Below are 16,800 nucleotides of genomic sequence, written 5' to 3'. Positions count from 1 at the left end.
GCGCAAGCCGCGACCGCGACAACGCGACTGCGCCGAAACCTTCGCGGTGGTTGCGTTGTCGCGGTCGCGGCTCGCGCCGCTCCTACAGTCGGACCTCGCGGCCGCCGGAACGATCCGGCGGCCGTGCGTTCCTCAGAACCGCGCGTCGAGGGTCAGGAACAACTGCCGCGGCGCGTTGGCGTGGAAGGCGTAGGTCTTGCCCTGCGGGTCCGAGGCGCTGAACGCAGTCAGGTTGCTCGCGGTGCGCTTGTCGGTGAGGTTGCTGGCGTTGAGCGAGACCGACCACTGCCGCAGCGGCCCCATCGCATCGAAGGTGTAGCGCAGCGCCGCGTCGAAGGTGGTGTAGCCGCCGAAGCCGTTGTCGTTGAGGTAGGTGTAGTAGCGCTTGCCGGTGTACTTGCCGCTGACGCTGGCCAGCCACGGGCCGCGGCTGTAGCTGACTTCACTGGAGAACATGGTGTCGGGCACGTCGACCACGCGCTTGCCGCTGGTCGGCACGGTCTTGCCGCCGTCGATGTAGTTGTCCTGGTAGGTCGACTTGTTCCACGACAGCGCGTTGTACCACTGCAGGCCGTCGACCGGCTTCCAGATGAACACCAGTTCGCTGCCGTAGCTGTCGACCGAACCGACGTTGAAGAACTTGGTGATGCACTCCGGACGCGTGCCGGCCTCGATGCTCGAACACGGGTTGAGCGAGAGCAGGCGGTTGTCGAAGCGCACCTTGTACACGCTCAGCGAGGCCTGGTAGGTCTCGCCGACCTGGCGATAACCGGCCTCCAGGGTCTTGGACTCTTCCGGCTTCAGATCGGCCTTCTGCGCGTCGAACGCGGCCTGGCCGATCGCCAGCGGACCGCCGGCGCCGCCGCCGACGAAGGCGGCGACGTTCTCGGTGTAGGCGGCGAACAGTTCGCGGCCTTCGCCGAGCTTGTAGCCGACGCCCAGCTGCGGCAGGAAGCTGTCCTTGGTCTCCAGCCGGCCGCTCGCGTTGGGCACTTCCATCATCTTCGACGGGACCTGGGTCGCGCGCATGTCGACCTGGGTGCTCTTGGCGCCAACGTCCACGGTCAGGCGGCCGTCGAGCAGGCTCATGGTGTCCTGCAGATAGGCCTGGCGGGTGTTGATGCGGTACTTCTGGAAGAACAGGCGGCGGTCGGGATCGTTGAGGAAGCGGTCGTCGTTGATCGGCCCGTCGATGAAGTAGAAGTTGCGCTGCACGTCGTGGTGGTTGCTCTCGTACCAGAAGCCGCCCTGGATGCGGTGGATGCCGACTTCCCAGTTCAACGAGGCCATCGCGCCGTAGCGGTTGATGCCGTAGTTGGTGCTGCGGATCGAGATCGGGATTTCCTTGGCGGTGTTCGGGTACGACCAGTTGCCCGGCGACCACCAATGGCCCTGGCCGCGGTCGTCGTGATAGTAGGTCTGCGCGTTCAGGCGCAGGCCTTCGCCGAGGTTGAACTCGCCGGCCAGCGCGGCCAGGTGGTCGGTGCGCAGCGCGCGGCTGGCGTAGTAGGCGTCGTCGATGGTCGCCGCCGGCGATTCGAACTTGCAGCGGCGGTCGCCGGCCTTGTTGGCCGGCCACGGCTTGGGCGCGCAGTAGGCGGCGTTGAGCGCGCGCTGCCAATCCGGCTTGTACAAATTCCAGTCCCAATCCGCGCCACGCGCGAGCAGCGCCTTGGACAGATAGGCGTAGTTGGCCTGGCTGGTTTCGGCGCTGGAGACGAAGGCGCTGATGCGGTTGCCGTCGCCAAAGGTGTACAGCGCCTTGAGGTTGACTTGGTTCTGGTCCTGGTTGTCGTGCGGTCGCGACCACATGTCGGCGCTGAGCAGCGAGCCGGACAGGTACATCGAGAAGCCGCCGTGCTCGCCGGTGTCCAGGCGCGCATAGGTGCGGCGGGTGCTGTCGCTGCCGAAGGTCTGGGCCACGCGCAGGCCGAACTCGGCCTCCGGATCGGCCGAGAAATACTGCAAGGTGCCGCCGAGATTGCTGGTCGAGGCGGTGCCGAGCGACCCGATGCCCGCGGCCAGTTCGGCGCCGGCGAGGTTCTCGCCGATCAGCGCGCGGCTGATGCCCAGGCCGTTGTAGTTGCCGTAGCTGTTGTCGCCGAGCGGGATGCCGTCGAGGGTGTAGCCGAGCAGGCGCTGGTTGAAGCCGCGCAGGCTGATGGTCTGCGATTCCTCGTTGGCGCCGTAGGCGTCGTTGGACTGCACCGAGATGCCCGGCAGCTTGTTGAGGATCTTCTGCGGGCTGGTGCCGGCGACGGTCTTCTCGATGTCGGCCAGCTTGACCCGCTGCACCTGGCGGGTTTCGCCCAGACCGATGACCGAGACCGCGTCGAGCGTGGTGGCGTCGCGGGCCTCGCCCGCGGCCGTGGCGTCGGCGCTGTCGGCGGCGGCGCCGGCGGCCGCATCGGCGGCGTGGACGGGCGCGGCGACCAGGGCGGCGGCGATCGCCAGCGCGAGCGCGGCGAAGGTGCAGGGGTACGGCTTCATTGCGGATCTCCGGGGGAGCGGGGCAAAAATCCGCGCAAGCATGGGCAATGCAGATGACGCGCTGATGGCGGCCGGCGCCGACGCCGGCGCCGCCCGCGCCGGCTAAGACCAATGGGCTAGCCGCCGCGGATGGTTGCTGAAGCGGCCTTTTTTCTGCGCGAATCGGCAGTTTCGCGGCAGCGCGGCGTGCCGGCCCCGGCCCCTAACCCTAAGGTGTTATTGGCCCTCTCCCCGCCGCCGCCCACCATCGGCGCCGGGTGTGGGGACGCCCTTGCGCGCCGTCGACGTCCCACCGCACGGAACGCGCTCCCACCCCGATCTTCGCAACAGGAGCCGATGTGAGCGCCATCACCACCACCGATGCACCGGCCGCGGCCCCGGGCATGACCCCGGGCCAACGCCTGAAGTCGATCTTCTCCGGCTCGGTCGGCAACCTGGTCGAGTACTACGACTGGTACGTCTACAGCGCGTTCTCGCTCTATTTCGCCCACGTGTTCTTCCCGTCCGGCGACCGCATCTCGCAGGCGCTCAACGCCGGCGCGATCTTCGCCGTCGGTTTCCTGATGCGCCCGCTCGGCGGCTGGGTGTTCGGCCGCTACGCCGACCGCCACGGCCGCCGCGCCGCGCTGATGCTGTCGGTGCTGCTGATGTGCGCCGGCTCGCTGATCATCACCTTCACCCCGGGCTACGGCACCATCGGCGTGTTCGCGCCGATCCTGCTGGTGGCCGCGCGGCTGATGCAGGGGCTCAGCGTCGGCGGCGAATACGGCAGCTCGGCCACGTATCTCAGCGAGATGTCGTCGCGCGAGAACCGCGGCTTCTGGTCGAGCTTCCTGTACGTGACCCTGATCCTGGGCCAGCTGCTGGCGCTGCTGGTGCTGATCGTGCTGCAGCAGTTCGTGCTGAGCGAGGAACAGCTCAGGTCGTGGGGCTGGCGCATCCCGTTCGGGATCGGCGCGATCGCCGCGATCACCGCGCTGTACCTGCGCCGCAACATGCAGGAAACCGAGTCGTTCACCAAGCTCAAGAACAGCGACGCGCCGGCCAGGCGCGAAGGTTCGCTGCGCACGCTGATGCGGCACCCGCGCGCGGTGCTGACCGTGGTCGGCCTGACCATGGGCGGCACGCTGGCGTTCTACACCTACACCAACTACATGCTGAAGTTCCTGACCATCAGCACCGGCTTCGACAAGGAAACGGCTTCGTTGATCAACGCCGCGACCTTGTTCGTCTACATGCTGATGCAGCCGCTGGTCGGCGCATTGTCGGACCGCATCGGCCGGCGCCCGATCCTGATCGCGTTCGGCGTGCTCGGCACGATCCTGACCGTGCCAGTGATGCACTGGATCCGCGGCGCGCAGACGCCGATGGAGGCGTTCTGGCTGATCATGATCCTGCTCAGCGCGGTCAGCGGCTATACCGCGATCAACGCGGTGGTGAAGGCCGAGCTGTTCCCGGTGGAAGTCCGCGCGCTCGGCGTCGGCCTGCCGTATGCGCTGACCGTCGCCCTGTTCGGCGGCACCGCCGAGCCGGTGGCGCTGTGGTTCAAGAAGATCGGCATGGAAACCGGCTTCTTCTGGTACGTCAGCGCCTGCATCTTCTGCTCGCTGCTGGTCTACGCGCTGATGCCCGATACGCGCAAACACTCGACTATCGACCGCGACTGACCCCCGCCGCTCGCTCCTCACTCCTCTCCGCTCACTCCTAAGCCCCGGTGCCCCTCATGAAAAAATCCGGCTCGCACTTCTATCTCTGGGTGGTCGGCGCGATCATCCTCGGCGGCCTGATCGGGCATTTCTTTCCCGAGTTCGGGGTCAAGCTCAAGCCGCTGGGCGATGGCTTCATCGCCCTGATCAAGATGCTGATCGGCCCGATCATCTTCCTGACCGTGGTGCTGGGCATCGCCGGCGTGGCCGACGTCAAGAAGGTCGGCCGGGTCGGGGTCAAGGCGATCCTGTATTTCGAGGTGGTCTCCACCATCGCCCTGGTGATCGGCCTGGTGGTGGTCAACACGCTCAAGCCCGGCGCCGGCTTCAACGCCGACCCGGCCAAGCTCGACCCGGCGCTGGTGGCCAAGGCCACCGACTACGCGCACAAGGCCGAGCAGCAGAGCACGGTCGACTTCCTGCTGCACATCATCCCCAAAACCTTCACCGACGCCTTCACCGGCGACGGCAGCCTGCTGCAGGTGCTGCTGCTGGCGGTGCTGTTCGGCTTCTCGCTGCTGCACATGGGCAAGACCGGCGAGAAGGTCATGGACCTGCTGGAGCCGCTGTCGAAGGTGTTCTTCGGGATCATGAGCATGATCATGAAGCTCGCGCCGATCGGCGCCGGCGCGGCGATGGCCTTCACCATCGGCGAATTCGGCGTCGGCGCGCTCGGCCCGCTGATGAAGCTGATGGGCAGCTTCTACCTGACCTGCGCGCTGTTCGTGCTGATCGTGCTGGGGCTGATCGCGCGCTTCACCGGCTTCAGCATCATCCGTTTCATCCGCTACATCCGCGACGAACTGCTGCTGGTGCTGGGCACGTCGTCGTCGGAATCGGCGCTGGTGCCGCTGATGCGCAAGCTCGAGCGGCTCGGCTGCTCCAAGCCGGTGGTCGGCCTGGTCGTGCCGAGCGGTTATTCGTTCAATCTCGACGGCACCAACATCTACCTGACCATGGCGGCGATCTTCGTCGCCCAGGCGCTCGGCGTGGAGCTCACCCTGACCCAGGAAATCACCCTGCTGGCGGTGGCGATGCTGACCTCCAAGGGCGCGTCCGGCGTCACCGGCGCGGGTTTCATCACCCTGGCCGCGACCTTGCACGTGGTGCCGGCGGTACCGGTCGCGGGGCTGGCGCTGATCCTCGGCATCGACCGCTTCATGAGCGAGGCGCGCGCGCTGACCAACATCATCGGCAACGGCGTCGCCACGGTGGTGGTGGCGCGCTGGGAGAACGAGCTCGACCGCGACCAGCTCAACCGCGAGTTGCTGAATCCGCCGAGCGCGACCGAACTCGACGCCGACCTGCCTTCGGACCACCACGGTCCGCTCGGCGAGAAGGCCTGACGCCGCCCGGGCGCAGCGCCGCGCCGTGACCGCGGCGACCCACGCGGGCCGCCGCCGCTTCCCCTTCCCTTCCCCCTTCCCTTCCCTTCCCCCTGCCGGGCGCGCGTGCGCCCGGCACGGAGCCTGCTGCCAGGACGGCGCCGACGACCTGGAGCCCGACCATGCGCAACGCCCGTTTCGCCTTCGCCGCATCCCCCATCGCCCTGGCCTTGTGCGCGCTGCCGCAGGCCGCGCCGGCCGCGAGCTTCGACGACTGGCCGACCAAGCATCGCTTCGGCGACGGCAGCGAAATCTCCGCCACCGCCAACTGGGCTTACGACGTGGTCGACTTCGACGGCGACGGCTACGGCACCGCCGCGACCCGGCTCAAGGACGACGGCCACTACCGCCGGCGCGAGTTCGGCGTGAACCTGAAGAAGAAGGACGTCTACGACTTCACCGCGGTGTTCGACTTCGAATCCAAGCTCTGGCTCGACGTGGCCGTGCGCCTGGAGACCAAGGCCGCGTTCGGCGCCGACTACGGCAAGGTCCGCATCGGCTACTTCAAGACCCCGGTCAGCATGGAGAGCGTCGCCGCCTCGCGCGCCGGCAGCCTGCTGGAATTGTCGGCCGCTTCGCAGGCGATCTACGAAGGCCGCCGCACCGGCGTGGAGTGGTCGCTGGAACGCCCGCGCTACGCGCTCGGCGCCGGATATTTCTTCGGCCACGACCTGCAGGGCGACAACCCCGGCACCACCGCCGCCGGGCGCGCGGTGTGGACGCCGGTCAAGGAGCAGGACCGCGTCGTGCACCTGGGCCTGACCGGCTCGGTCGAGAACCCGCACGGCTACCGCGACGGCCGCGGCGCGTACTTCGGCCCCGCCGCGCGTTTGCGCGCGCGCCCGCTCAACGGCCTGACCGCGACCCGCCTGGTCGATTCGGGCAGCCTGCGCGACACCGACAAGATCGTGCGCAACGGCCTGGAGGCGTTGTGGATCGACGGGCCGTGGTCGCTCCAGGCCGAGTACCTGCGCGCGACCGCGCAACGCGACAACGGCCAGCGCGACTTCAGCGCAGACGGTTACTACCTCACCGGCAGCTGGGTGCTCACCGGCGAGACCCGGCCGTACGCCGGCAACAACGTCGGCAACGTCAAGCCCGCGCACGGCTACGGCGCGGTCGAGTTGCTGGCGCGCTACGGCGAGCTCGACCTCGACGACGGCGGCATCGCCGGCGGCAAGCAGCGCGACTGGACCCTCGGCGCCAACTGGTACCTGACCAGCCACTTCAAGTTCCAGGCCAATTACGTGCACGTGGAGGCGGACAAGGGCCTGCTCTCGGCCGATCCGGATGCGGTGGAGCTGCGGGCGCAGGTGCAGTTTTGATGGTGGGAGCGGGACCGGGGACCCGGGACCGGGGACCCGAAAAGCACGAACCGGATCGCGGTTGGGGCGCGATCGGCGACCGTGGTTCCACCGCATCCTCATTCTCGTGCGAGTAGCCTCGCGCGAATCCCAGATCCCAAGCCCCACTCCCGGTCCCCGGTCCCCGCCCCCAAGTCCCTCCCATGCTCCACACCCGCCGCCGCCAACTGCGCACCGCCGTCTGGATCGTCCTGATCCTGGCCGGCATGCTGCTGTCGGCGCTGGTGGCCGGACGCATCGCCTATTCGCAGGCGCTGCAGCGCCAGGCCGGCGAGGCCAGCGCGCTGTTGGCGCAGCGCGCGCAGGTGATCGAACAGCACATCGACCGCTACCGGATCATGCCGGCGGTGCTGTCGCTGGACCCGCAGTTGCGCGCGACCCTGGCCAACCCCGGCGACACCCTCCAGCGCCAGCGCGCCAACGAGCGGCTGGTCCAGCTCAACTTCGCCAACCGCACCAGCACCCTGACCCTGATCGACCGCAGCGGCACCGGCATCGCCGCCAGCAACTGGGACCAGCCCAACAGCAACGTCGGCTATTCCTACGCGTTCCGCCCCTACTTCCAACTGGCGATGGCGCACGGCGCCGGCGAGTTCTACGCCATCGGCGTCACCACCGGCGTGCCCGGCCACTTCATCGCCCGCGCGGTGCGCGACGAACGCGGCGGCGCGGTCGGCGCGGTCGCGGTCAAGGTCGAACTCGAAGACATCCGCTCGGACTGGAGCGAGCGCGGCGACGTGGTCCTGCTCAGCGACAACCACGGCGTGGTGTTCCTGTCGGCGCAGCCGCAATGGCGCTACCGCATGCTGCATCGGCTGCCGCCGGACTGGCAGCGCGAACTGCGCGACACCCGCCAGTACCAGAGCCAGCGCCTGCGCCCGGTCGCGTTCGACGTGCAGCGCGAGATCGACGGCGGCGCGCGCGTGGTGCGCTGGCGCGAGCCGCGCCTGCGCGAGCCGATGCTGTGGCAGTCCATGCGCCTGGCGCGCGAAGACTGGACCCTGCACCTGCTGCGCGACGTCACCCCGAGCATCCGCGCCGCCTGGATCGCGCGCGCGGTCGCCGCCGGCGCCTGGCTGCTGGCGGTGGCGGTGGCGCTGCTGCTGATCCAGCGCGGCCGCATCGCCGCGCTGCGCCTGCGCAGCCGGCAGGAGCTGGAGAAGATGGTCGAACACCACGCCGAAGCGCTGCGCAACGCGCAGGACGGGCTGGTGCATGCGGCGCGGCAGGCGAGCATGGGCGAAGGGCAAAGCCTGGAACATTTGCCGCAAGGCGTCAGCGTGGTCGATTCGCAGCTTCGGTTGGTCGCCTGGAACCAACGCTACGGCGAACTGTTCCGCTATCCGCCCGAGCTGCTGCAAGTGGGCCGGCCGATCGAGGACCTGATCCGCTTCAACGCCCGCCGCGGTCTGCTCGGCGCCGATCCGGAAGACGCGATCCGGCGCCGCCTCGACCATCTGCAGCGCGGCCAGCCCTATCTGCACGAACGCGAGCGCCCCGACGGCACCGTGATCGAGATTCGCGGCAATCCGATGCCCGACGGCGGCTTCGTCACCAGCTACGCCGACATCACCGCCTACAAGCAGGCCGCGCGCGACCTGCGCACGCTGGCCGACAGCCTGGAGCGCGGCATCGAACAACGCACCAGCGACCTGCAGGCGGCCAAGGGCGAGGCCGAGCGCGCGAACCGTTCCAAGACCCGCTTCGTCGCCGCCGCCGTGCACGACCTGCTGCAGCCGCTGAATGCCGCGCGCATGTATCTGTCCTCGCTGCGCCGGCGCGTCGACGACGAGCAAGGTCGCGAACTCGCCGACCACATCGAGGCCGCGCTGGCGGCGCAGGACGACATCCTCTCCAGCCTGCTCGACATCTCGCGGCTGGAATCGGGCGCGCTGGAAGTGCGGCGCGCGGCGTTGCCGCTGGCGCGGGTGTTCGCCGCGATCGACAGCCAGTTCCGCATCCTCGCCGAATCGCGCGGACTGCGCCTGCACGTGCTGCCCACGCGCGCATGGGTCGACAGCGACGAAGTGCTGTTGCGGCGGATCGTGCAGAACTTCGTCTCCAACGCCATGCAGTTCGCCCCGCGCGAGGGCCGCATCGTGCTCGGCGCGCGGCGCTTGCGCGAAGGCGTGCGCATCGAGGTGTGGGACAGCGGGCCCGGCATCGCCGAGAACAAGCGCGAGCTGATCTTCGAGGAATTCCAGCGCCTGGACACCGGCGTGGAAGCGCCGCAGCGCGGCGCCGGCCTGGGCCTGGCGATCGTGCGGCGGGTCGCGCGCCTGCTCGGCCATCGCGTCGCGGTGCGCTCGTGGCCGGGACACGGCAGCGTGTTCTCGGTCGAGGCGCCGTATGCGCGCTTGCCTGCCGTTCCGGCGAGCGTCGATCGACCGACCGCCGCTGCATCGGCCGCGGCGCCCGCGAACGCGGCGCAGTCTGCGCAGGCCGCGGCCACCGCCGATCCCGACTCGCCGCTGCGCGGCCGCACGGTGTGGGTGATCGACGACGACCTGCATTCGCGCCAGGCCGCGCTGGGCCTGCTCGGCGACTGGGGCTGCGAAGCCAGCGGCGCCGCCAGCGCCGCCGAGGCACTGACCCGCGCCGGCGCGCAACCGCCGCCGGAACTGTTGCTGCTGGACTACCGCCTGGGCGAGAGCACCGGCTTCGAGCTGGGTACGCAGCTGGAAGCCAAGTGGAAACGCTTGCCGCCGGTGGTGCTGATGTCGGCCGACGTCGATCCGACGTTGCGGCCGCGCGCGGCCGAGCGCGATTGGCATTTCCTGCCCAAGCCGCTGAAGCCGGCGGCGCTGCGGGCGCTGGCGTCGCGGTTGTTGGCGCGCGGCGAGTGAGGTGTCGGCGGAATCGGGTTTTCGGCGCGGCCTGAAACCCCGCGGTCGCGGCTTGCGCCGCTCCTGCAGTCGCTACGTTGCGGCGTCGCAACGGCGTGTTTTATCCGACGCTACGTCGCGGCATGCAATCCCTATGCAGGAGCGGCGCAAGCCGCGACCGCGCCAGCGCATCCACGACGCATGCCGCAACGCAGTCAGCTCAACCCGCCGACCCCATCGTGCAATTCGCCGCCGTCCTCTTCCAGCGACAGCCCCTTCACCAGCACCGCCGCCTGGGTGCGCGAATGGCAGCCCAGCTTGCGCAGGATCGCGGTGACATGGATCTTCACCGTGTTCTCCGCCAGCGACAGCTCGTAAGCGATCTGCTTGTTGAGCAGCCCATCGGCCAACCGCAACAGCACCCGCATCTGCTGCGGCGTCAGTTGCGCCAGCCGGTCGGCCAACTGCGCGTCGCCTTCGTCGCGCTCGGCCTGCTGCGGCGAGAACCAGACCCGGCCGGCCAGCACCGCGCCGACCGCTTCGGCCAGCACCGCCGCCGGCGCCGACTTGGGCACGAACCCGGACGCGCCGAACTGCTGCGCGCGGCGGATCGTGCGCGGGTGCTCGTTCGAGGAAATGATCACCACCGGCAACTCGGGCCGCTCGCCGCGCGCGTACACCAGCGAAGAGAAGCCCATCGCGCCGGGCATCATCAGGTCGAGCATGGCTAGGTCGAAGGCCTCGCCGCTGCCGATCGCCGCTTCCAGCGCGCTTTGGCTGGCGACCTCGACGATGTGCGCGCCCGGCGCGATCTCGCCCAGCGCATAGCGCAGCGCCGCCCGGAACATCGGATGGTCGTCGGCGATCAGGATGCGCAGCGCGGCGTCGGCCATGGGGGATCCCGGTGGAAAGCGGGTCCGATCCTACACGCTCCGGCCGCGGGTCGGGGCGGCCGGGACGCTCCGGCGCCGGGCTGCTCTTGTGGGAGCGACTTCAGTCCCGATGCTTTCCGCTCAGGTCGCCGCGATCTGAGAAAAAAGCATCGGGACTGAAGTCCCTCCCACAAAAGCAGCCCCGCGAAGCGCAAAAACGAACGGGGCGGCCGAAGCCGCCCCGTTCATGCATCGATGGCGCGAACCGCTCAGCCCAGCAGGTGGGCGACGCCGGCGCGCTCTTCTTCCAGCTCGGCCAGGGTCTTGTCCATGGCCTTGCGGCTGAACTCGTCGATCTCCAGGCCTTCCACGCGGGTGTACTCGCCGTTGGCGGTGATCACCGGCACGCCGTACATCACGCCTTCGGGGATGCCGTAGCTGCCGTCCGACGGCACGCCCATGGTCACCCACTTGCCGTCGCTGCCGAGCACCCAGTCGCGGATGTGGTCGATCGCGGCGTTGGCGGCCGAGGCGGCCGAGGACAGGCCGCGCGCTTCGATGATCGCCGCGCCGCGCTTGCCGACCTGCGGGATGAAGGTGTTGGCGTTCCAGTCGGCGTCGCCGATCTTGTCCTTCAGCGAGGCGCCGCCGGCCTTGGCGAAGCGGTAGTCCGGATACATGGTCGGGCTGTGGTTGCCCCACACGATCAGGTTCTCGATGTCGCCCACGGCGACGCCGGCCTTGGCGGCGAGCTGGCTCAGCGCGCGGTTGTGGTCCAGGCGCAGCATCGCGGTGAAGTTCTTCGCCGGCAGGTCCGGCGCCGACTTCATCGCGATGTAGGCGTTGGTGTTGGCCGGGTTGCCGACCACCAGCACCTTGACGTTGCGCGAGGCGACCTTGTTCAGCGCGGCGCCCTGGGCGGTGAAGATCTTGGCGTTTTCCAGCAGCAGGTCCTTGCGCTCCATGCCCGGGCCGCGCGGACGCGCGCCGACCAGCAGGGCGATGTCGGCGTCCTTGAACGCGACTTCGGCGTCGTCGGTGCCGACGATGCCGGCCAGCAGCGGGAACGCGCAGTCTTCCAGCTCCATGATCACGCCCTTGAGCGCGGCCTGGGCCTTCTCCAGCGGCAGCTCCAGCAGCTGCAGGATCACCGGCTGGTCCTTGCCGAGCATTTCGCCGGAGGCGATGCGGAACAGCAGCGAGTAGCCGATCTGGCCGGCAGCGCCGGTGACGGCAACGCGGACGGGAGTCTTCATCGAGGTGTTTCCTTCGCTAGTGAACGTTGGGGCGGGCGCGGGCCCGCGAGTGTGTAAACAGGACGCGCGCGGTCACAGCCGATAGCCGAGCGGCGCGAGCTTGTCCTTGATCCGATCGGGTTGGTAGCCGTAGACGATGTCCTGGCCGACGATGGTGACCGGCACCCCGCGCGCGCCGACCGCGGCCATCGCGCGCTGGCCCTGCTCGGTGTCGACGTCGATCAGGGTGTAGCGCACGTCGGCCAGTTCGAAGTCCTTGCGCAGCTTTTCGCAGTAACCGCACCACTCCGCGGCGAGCATGACGATGCGCTTGTCGCCGGTGGCGTGGCGCGGATCGTCCGCCGCCAGCTGCGCCGGCGCCGAACCGAACCACTGCTGCGGCAGGCCGCCGCTCATGGCGAACTTGGCGCCGGCCACGCCCACGGCGAGCGCGGCGACGACGCACAACACGGTGGTCACGCGCATGACGTCGTCCTTCTCGTCGCGGGCGGGCGGCTTCGCCGGGCTCAGGCGAGCTCGGCGAAGAACTCCTGGAAGCGCTGCAGGCCCGGCGCCAGCTGCGGCGTCGGGCAGGTGTAGCTGATGCGCAGCGCGCTGGGTTCGCCGAACGCCGAGCCCGGCACGCAGGCCACGCCCTTGGTTTCCAGCAGCGCGTTGCAGAAGTCCATGTCGTTGCCGATCTTCAGGCCGCTGGGCCGGTGGGTCTTGCCGAAGGCGACGCTGATGTCGGGGAAGACGTAGAACGCGCCCTGCGGACGCGGGCAGATCACGCCGGGAATCGAGTCCATCGCCGCCATGACCTGGTCGCGCTTGGCCTGGAACTCGGCGCAGCGCTGGGTCGGCACGTCCTGCGGGCCCGACAGCGCGGCCACGGCGGCGGCGGTGACGATCTCCGGCACGTTGGTGATGTGGTTCGAGTTCATCGTGGTCACCGCCTGGGCGATCACTTCCGGCCCGGCCATGAAACCCACGCGCCAGCCCGGCATGCCGTAGGTCTTGGACAGCGAGTCGATGAAGATCACCCGGTCGCGCAGCTCGGGACGCGAGTGCACGAAGTTGTGGTAGCCCAGGCCGTCGAACACCATGCGGTTGTAGATGTCGTCGGTGATGACCCAGGTGTCCGGGTACTTGGCGACGACCGCGGCCAGCGCGTCGATCTCGTCCTTCGAATAGACCATGCCGGTCGGGTTCGAGGGGTTGTTGAACAAGAACACCTTCGGCTTCTTCGCCAGCGCGGCGTCGAGCTGCGCCGGGGTGAGCTTGTAGTCCTGCGAAGCCGGGCACGGCAGCAGGTCGATCTTGGCGTTGACGATCTCGGCGATGTCGAGATAGCTGGTCCAGTACGGGGTCGGGAAGACGATGGTGTCGCCTTCGTCGAGCAGCGCCTCGGCGATGTTGTAGATCACGTGCTTGGCGCCGATGCCGGTCGCGCAGTTGACCCGGCCGTAGCCGGTCAGGCCGATCTTGCCCATGTGCTCGATGAAGGCGTCCAGCAGCGCGTCGGCGCCGCGGTTGCTGCCGTACTGGCCGCTGTCCTTGGCCAGCGCCTCGCGCACGGCGGCGTAGACGTGGTCGCCGGGCAGGAAGTTGGGGACGCCGATGGAGAAGCTGATGATGTCGCGGCCTTCGGCCTTGAGCCGCTTGGCCTTTTCGGCAACCTGCATGATCGCGCTGGGCTTGGCGCGACCGATGCGCCGGGCGAGCTGGGGCATCGTGTGAACCTCGTGGGGTGGTTACGACGGAGCGAGGATGGACGGCGCCGGAAGCAGCGGCGCGGCGCGCGGGGCGCCTCGCGGGCGGCCTTGCGGAAAGGGCCGCGATTACCGCTGGTTCGAGCCGCAGAATGGTATCACAGCGGTCGCCGCGGACCGGCCCGCGCGCGGCCGCGGGGCGCCGGCGCGGACGCCGCCGGCCGTGCCCGTCCGGCCGGTCGGCTTTGCACGATTCGCCTCTTGAAAACGCGACGGCGTTCGGGTTTAGTGTGCCGGCTCGAATCGCCTGCGCACGCAGGAGGCGGACGCGGGGGACGCGGCCGCCGCCGTTCGGGCCACTCGGGGATTCCAAACGTTTTCGTCAGGGACATCGGCATCAGGGGGCCGATTCGATGAAACCATTCGCCAGCAAGCTGGCCGGCGCCGTCGTGGCGCTGGCGATCGCGTGCGCGCCGCTGTCGGCCGCCCATGCCCAGAACCGCACCGCCACCGACGCCCAGGGCCAGGCGCTCAAGGTCGAAGGCAGCGTGGTGCTGATCGAACCGGACATCGAGCTGAGCCTGGTCTCGGCCGGCGGGCTCGCCGAGCCGCGCAAGGAATGGTCCGAGGCCGCGCGCAAGCTGTATCCGCAGGCGGTGCGCGAACTGCTGGCCGGCTCCAAGGCCGAGCGCCGCGACGACTACGACGTGCCCGACGACCTCGACCCGAACTCGCAGATGGGCCAGATCGTGCGCCTGAACCAGGCGGTGGCGCTGAGCATTTCCCAGTACAGCCTCGGCGGCGCGCTGGCGACCAAGAAAGACGCCAAGACCGGCAAGCCGCGCATGGACTGGAGCCTCGGCCCGGGCGTGGCCGGGCTGCGCGAGGCCACCGGCGCCGACTATGCCCTGTTCACCTACATCCGCGACTCCTACGCCACCGGCGGCCGCACCGCGGTGCGGGTGCTGACCATGCTCGCCGGCGCGGCGCTCGGCACCTACATCGATGTCGGCGGCGGTTCGCAGGTCGGCGTGGCCACGCTGGTGGACCTGCGCACCGGCCAGGTGGTGTGGTTCAACCAGATGGTCAAGGGCAGCGGCGACCTGCGCGACGAAAAGGGCGCCAAGGGCACCGTCGCCAGCATGCTCAAGGGCATTCCGCTGTGAGCCGCGCGGCGGTGCGTCCGCCGCGCCGGTCCGCCCCCGCCCCGCTCCGCTTCGTCGCACCACGCCTGGCCTGCCTGCGCCTGGCGCTCGCCTGCGCGCTCGCCGCGCCGGCGCTGGCCTCGGCGGCCGCGCCGATCGAGCCGATCCGGCCCGGCGAACGCCCCGGCGCGGGCAGCACCGAGGCCGAGCTGTGGTACGGCATGGACCAGGCCGAACGCGACATCAAGACCGCGCCGGCGCTGGTGCGCGACCCCGCGCTCAACGCCTACGTGCAGGGCGTGGCCTGCAAGGTCGCCGGCGAGCATTGCGCCGACCTGCGCGTCTATATCGTCGACGTGCCGGTGTTCAACGCCTCGATGGCGCCCAACGGCGCGATGCTGGTGTTCACCGGCGCGCTGCTGCGGATGCAGGACGAATCCGAGCTGGCGCTGGTGCTGGGCCACGAGTTCGCCCACTACCGCCAGCGCCACGGCCTGCGCGGCTGGACCAAGGCCAAGAGCACCAGCGCGGTGATGGCGTCGATCGCGATCATCCCCAGCGTGGTCGCGCTGGCCGCCTCGCTCGGCGGGCTGGCCAGCGTCAGCAAGTTCTCGCGCGACATGGAGCGCGAGGCCGACCAGGTCGGTTTCGACCGCGTGGTCGGCCTGGGCTACGACCCGCAGGCCGGCGCGCAGGTGTGGGGGCGGATGCTGCGCGAGGAGAAATCCAGCAAGCGCTCCAAGCCGTGGCCGGTGTTCGCCAGCCACCCCAATACCGCCGAACGCCTGGAAGACACCGCCGCCGCGGCCAAGGCCCACGCCGGCGCGCCCGGCGAGGTCGGCCGCGACGCGTATCAGGCGGCGATGCGGCCGTGGCTGGACCGCTGGCTGGCCGCGGAACTGTCGCGGCGCACCTACGACACCTCGATCCAGGTCATCGCCGACCTGCGCGAGGAGGCCCAGCGCGCCGGCGACCAAGGCAACCAGGGCCTGTACGGCTACTACCTCGCCGAAGCCTACCGTCGCCGCGGCAAGAACGACGACCGCCAGCGCAGCGCGCAACTGTTGAGCGAGGCCGTCGCCCACGCCGACGCGCCGCCCGCGGCCTGGCGCGAACAGGCCTACGCGCTGCGCGAACGCAAGGACGCGGCCGCCGCGATCGACGCGTTCCGCCGTTATCTCGCCGCCGCGCCCGACGCCGAAGAACGCCCCTTCATCGAAAAAACCATCGCCGAACTGGAGACCGCCCCGTGACTTTGCGCCTCAAGACTTTCGCCGCGGCCCTGGCGGTCCTCGCCCTGGCCGGCTGCGCCGCCAACACCCTGCAGCGCGCCGGCGCCTCGACCGTGTTCGACCTGCGCCTGGACAGCACCCTCGACTGGGCCCGGATCAAGGGCGCGCGCCAGGAAACCTGGACCATCGACGGCACCCGCCTCAACCAGCTGCGCATCTACTCCAACATCAAGCCCGGCGAGCACGTGTTCATGGCGCGCAAGGAAAAGGCGTCCAAGCCCGACGGCCCGTGGTTCCGCAGCGGCATGCGTCCGGACGAACTGCGCGACCTGGTGCTCGACGGCCTGCGCGAGGAAGGCGCGGTCAACCTCGACAGCGGCGAACTGCACCCGCACCGCTTCGGCGCCGTCGACGGCCTGCGCTTCGACTTCGCCATGAGCAACGCCGACGGCCTGAACTACAAAGGCACCGTCGCCGCGGTGGAACGCGAGGGCAAGCTGACCTCGCTGGTATGGATGGCGCCGAGCGAGCACTACTACAGCCGCGACGCCGGCGCGGTCGGGCGCATGCTCGACACGATGCAGTTCGTGCGCTGAGCGCCCCGCGCGCGCGAAGACCTGTCGGGCCTTGCGGCCCGACGATCCTTGGGAGGGCCTCAGGCCCGACGCTTTCGGCTCTTGTGGAAGGGCCTCAGGCCCGACGCTTTCGGCTCTTGTGGGAGGGCCTTCAGGCCCGACGCTTTCGTCTCAGCTCGCAGCGCGCCAGCGACAACCGACCGAGCCCGGCAACGCCCCAAAAAAAAGACGGCCTCGCGGCCGTCTTTTTTTGCTCCGG

12 protein-coding genes are annotated in these 16,800 nt (G+C 69.5%); 7 read left to right on the top strand and 5 right to left on the bottom strand.

Translation table 11 applies throughout. The annotated features are described in order from the left end of the window. Window positions 1-132: 132 nt before the first annotated feature. On the bottom strand, window positions 133-2,490 hold the full coding sequence (locus JHW41_RS07205) for a TonB-dependent receptor (RefSeq protein ID WP_250449456.1): 2,358 nt from the start codon (window positions 2,488-2,490) through the stop codon (window positions 133-135). 338 nt (window positions 2,491-2,828) lie between these two features. On the opposite strand from JHW41_RS07205, the gene JHW41_RS07200 reads away from it, so the two are divergent. From JHW41_RS07200 to JHW41_RS07185, 4 genes are all read left to right on the top strand, one after another. Further along, entirely contained in the window at window positions 2,829-4,157 is a 1,329-nt protein-coding gene (locus JHW41_RS07200; protein WP_250449455.1) for an MFS transporter, read from the top strand. Window positions 4,158-4,213: 56 nt separating this feature from the next. Continuing rightward, entirely contained in the window at window positions 4,214-5,542 is a 1,329-nt protein-coding gene (locus JHW41_RS07195) for a dicarboxylate/amino acid:cation symporter (protein ID WP_250449454.1), read from the top strand. 161 nt (window positions 5,543-5,703) lie between these two features. After that, entirely contained in the window at window positions 5,704-6,906 is a 1,203-nt protein-coding gene (locus JHW41_RS07190) for an OprO/OprP family phosphate-selective porin (protein WP_250449453.1), read from the top strand. Between the two features lie 182 nt (window positions 6,907-7,088). After that, on the top strand, window positions 7,089-9,791 hold the full coding sequence (locus tag JHW41_RS07185; RefSeq protein WP_250449452.1) for a hybrid sensor histidine kinase/response regulator: 2,703 nt from the start codon (window positions 7,089-7,091) through the stop codon (window positions 9,789-9,791). Between the two features lie 194 nt (window positions 9,792-9,985). Here the strand turns inward: JHW41_RS07185 and JHW41_RS07180 are convergent, their stop codons facing one another. The 4 genes from JHW41_RS07180 to JHW41_RS07165 form a co-directional block, all read right to left on the bottom strand. After that, a complete protein-coding gene (locus JHW41_RS07180) occupies window positions 9,986-10,663 on the bottom strand; it encodes a LuxR C-terminal-related transcriptional regulator (protein ID WP_057948516.1) in 678 nt (225 codons plus the stop codon). Between the two features lie 248 nt (window positions 10,664-10,911). After that, window positions 10,912-11,898, bottom strand: a complete 987-nt coding sequence (locus JHW41_RS07175) for a malate dehydrogenase (protein WP_057948517.1) — start codon at window positions 11,896-11,898, stop codon at window positions 10,912-10,914. A gap of 72 nt (window positions 11,899-11,970) precedes the next feature. Beyond that, a complete protein-coding gene (locus JHW41_RS07170; RefSeq protein WP_250449451.1) occupies window positions 11,971-12,363 on the bottom strand; it encodes a glutaredoxin family protein in 393 nt (130 codons plus the stop codon). Window positions 12,364-12,404: 41 nt separating this feature from the next. Beyond that, on the bottom strand, window positions 12,405-13,610 hold the full coding sequence (locus JHW41_RS07165; RefSeq protein ID WP_250449450.1) for a pyridoxal phosphate-dependent aminotransferase: 1,206 nt from the start codon (window positions 13,608-13,610) through the stop codon (window positions 12,405-12,407). A gap of 392 nt (window positions 13,611-14,002) precedes the next feature. Here JHW41_RS07165 and JHW41_RS07160 point away from each other — a divergent pair, with 392 nt between their 5' ends. From JHW41_RS07160 to JHW41_RS07150, 3 genes are read left to right on the top strand one after another with little or no spacing between them, the layout of a single operon-like run. Then, window positions 14,003-14,755: a hypothetical protein gene (locus JHW41_RS07160; RefSeq protein WP_057948520.1), complete on the top strand. Its 753-nt coding sequence runs from the start codon at window positions 14,003-14,005 to the stop codon at window positions 14,753-14,755. Then, window positions 14,752-15,987, top strand: a complete 1,236-nt coding sequence (locus tag JHW41_RS07155) for a M48 family metallopeptidase (protein WP_057948521.1) — start codon at window positions 14,752-14,754, stop codon at window positions 15,985-15,987. Before JHW41_RS07160 ends, JHW41_RS07155 begins: the two co-directional genes overlap by 4 nt. Beyond that, window positions 15,984-16,562, top strand: a complete 579-nt coding sequence (locus JHW41_RS07150; protein WP_250449449.1) for a hypothetical protein — start codon at window positions 15,984-15,986, stop codon at window positions 16,560-16,562. The genes JHW41_RS07155 and JHW41_RS07150 overlap by 4 nt, the downstream gene beginning before the upstream one ends. Window positions 16,563-16,800: the final 238 nt, after the last annotated feature.

The organism is Lysobacter enzymogenes (assembly GCF_023617245.1).
In the GTDB taxonomy this organism is placed as follows: domain Bacteria; phylum Pseudomonadota; class Gammaproteobacteria; order Xanthomonadales; family Xanthomonadaceae; genus Lysobacter; species Lysobacter yananisis.
The sequence above is the reverse complement of the archived record's forward strand: the minus strand, read 5'-3'. Positions and strand labels throughout refer to the sequence as shown.

What these genes read in the sequence shown, in the direction of transcription:
- JHW41_RS07205 (WP_250449456.1), bottom strand. Translation starts at nt 2,490, where the DNA reads ATGAAGCCGTACCCCTGCACCTTCGCCGCGCTCGCGCTGGCGATCGCC.
- JHW41_RS07195 (WP_250449454.1), top strand. Translation starts at nt 4,214, where the DNA reads ATGAAAAAATCCGGCTCGCACTTCTATCTCTGGGTGGTCGGCGCGATC.
- JHW41_RS07190 (WP_250449453.1), top strand. Translation starts at nt 5,704, where the DNA reads ATGCGCAACGCCCGTTTCGCCTTCGCCGCATCCCCCATCGCCCTGGCC.
- JHW41_RS07185 (WP_250449452.1), top strand. Translation starts at nt 7,089, where the DNA reads ATGCTCCACACCCGCCGCCGCCAACTGCGCACCGCCGTCTGGATCGTC.
- JHW41_RS07180 (WP_057948516.1), bottom strand. Translation starts at nt 10,663, where the DNA reads ATGGCCGACGCCGCGCTGCGCATCCTGATCGCCGACGACCATCCGATG.
- JHW41_RS07175 (WP_057948517.1), bottom strand. Translation starts at nt 11,898, where the DNA reads ATGAAGACTCCCGTCCGCGTTGCCGTCACCGGCGCTGCCGGCCAGATC.
- JHW41_RS07170 (WP_250449451.1), bottom strand. Translation starts at nt 12,363, where the DNA reads ATGCGCGTGACCACCGTGTTGTGCGTCGTCGCCGCGCTCGCCGTGGGC.
- JHW41_RS07165 (WP_250449450.1), bottom strand. Translation starts at nt 13,610, where the DNA reads ATGCCCCAGCTCGCCCGGCGCATCGGTCGCGCCAAGCCCAGCGCGATC.
- JHW41_RS07160 (WP_057948520.1), top strand. Translation starts at nt 14,003, where the DNA reads ATGAAACCATTCGCCAGCAAGCTGGCCGGCGCCGTCGTGGCGCTGGCG.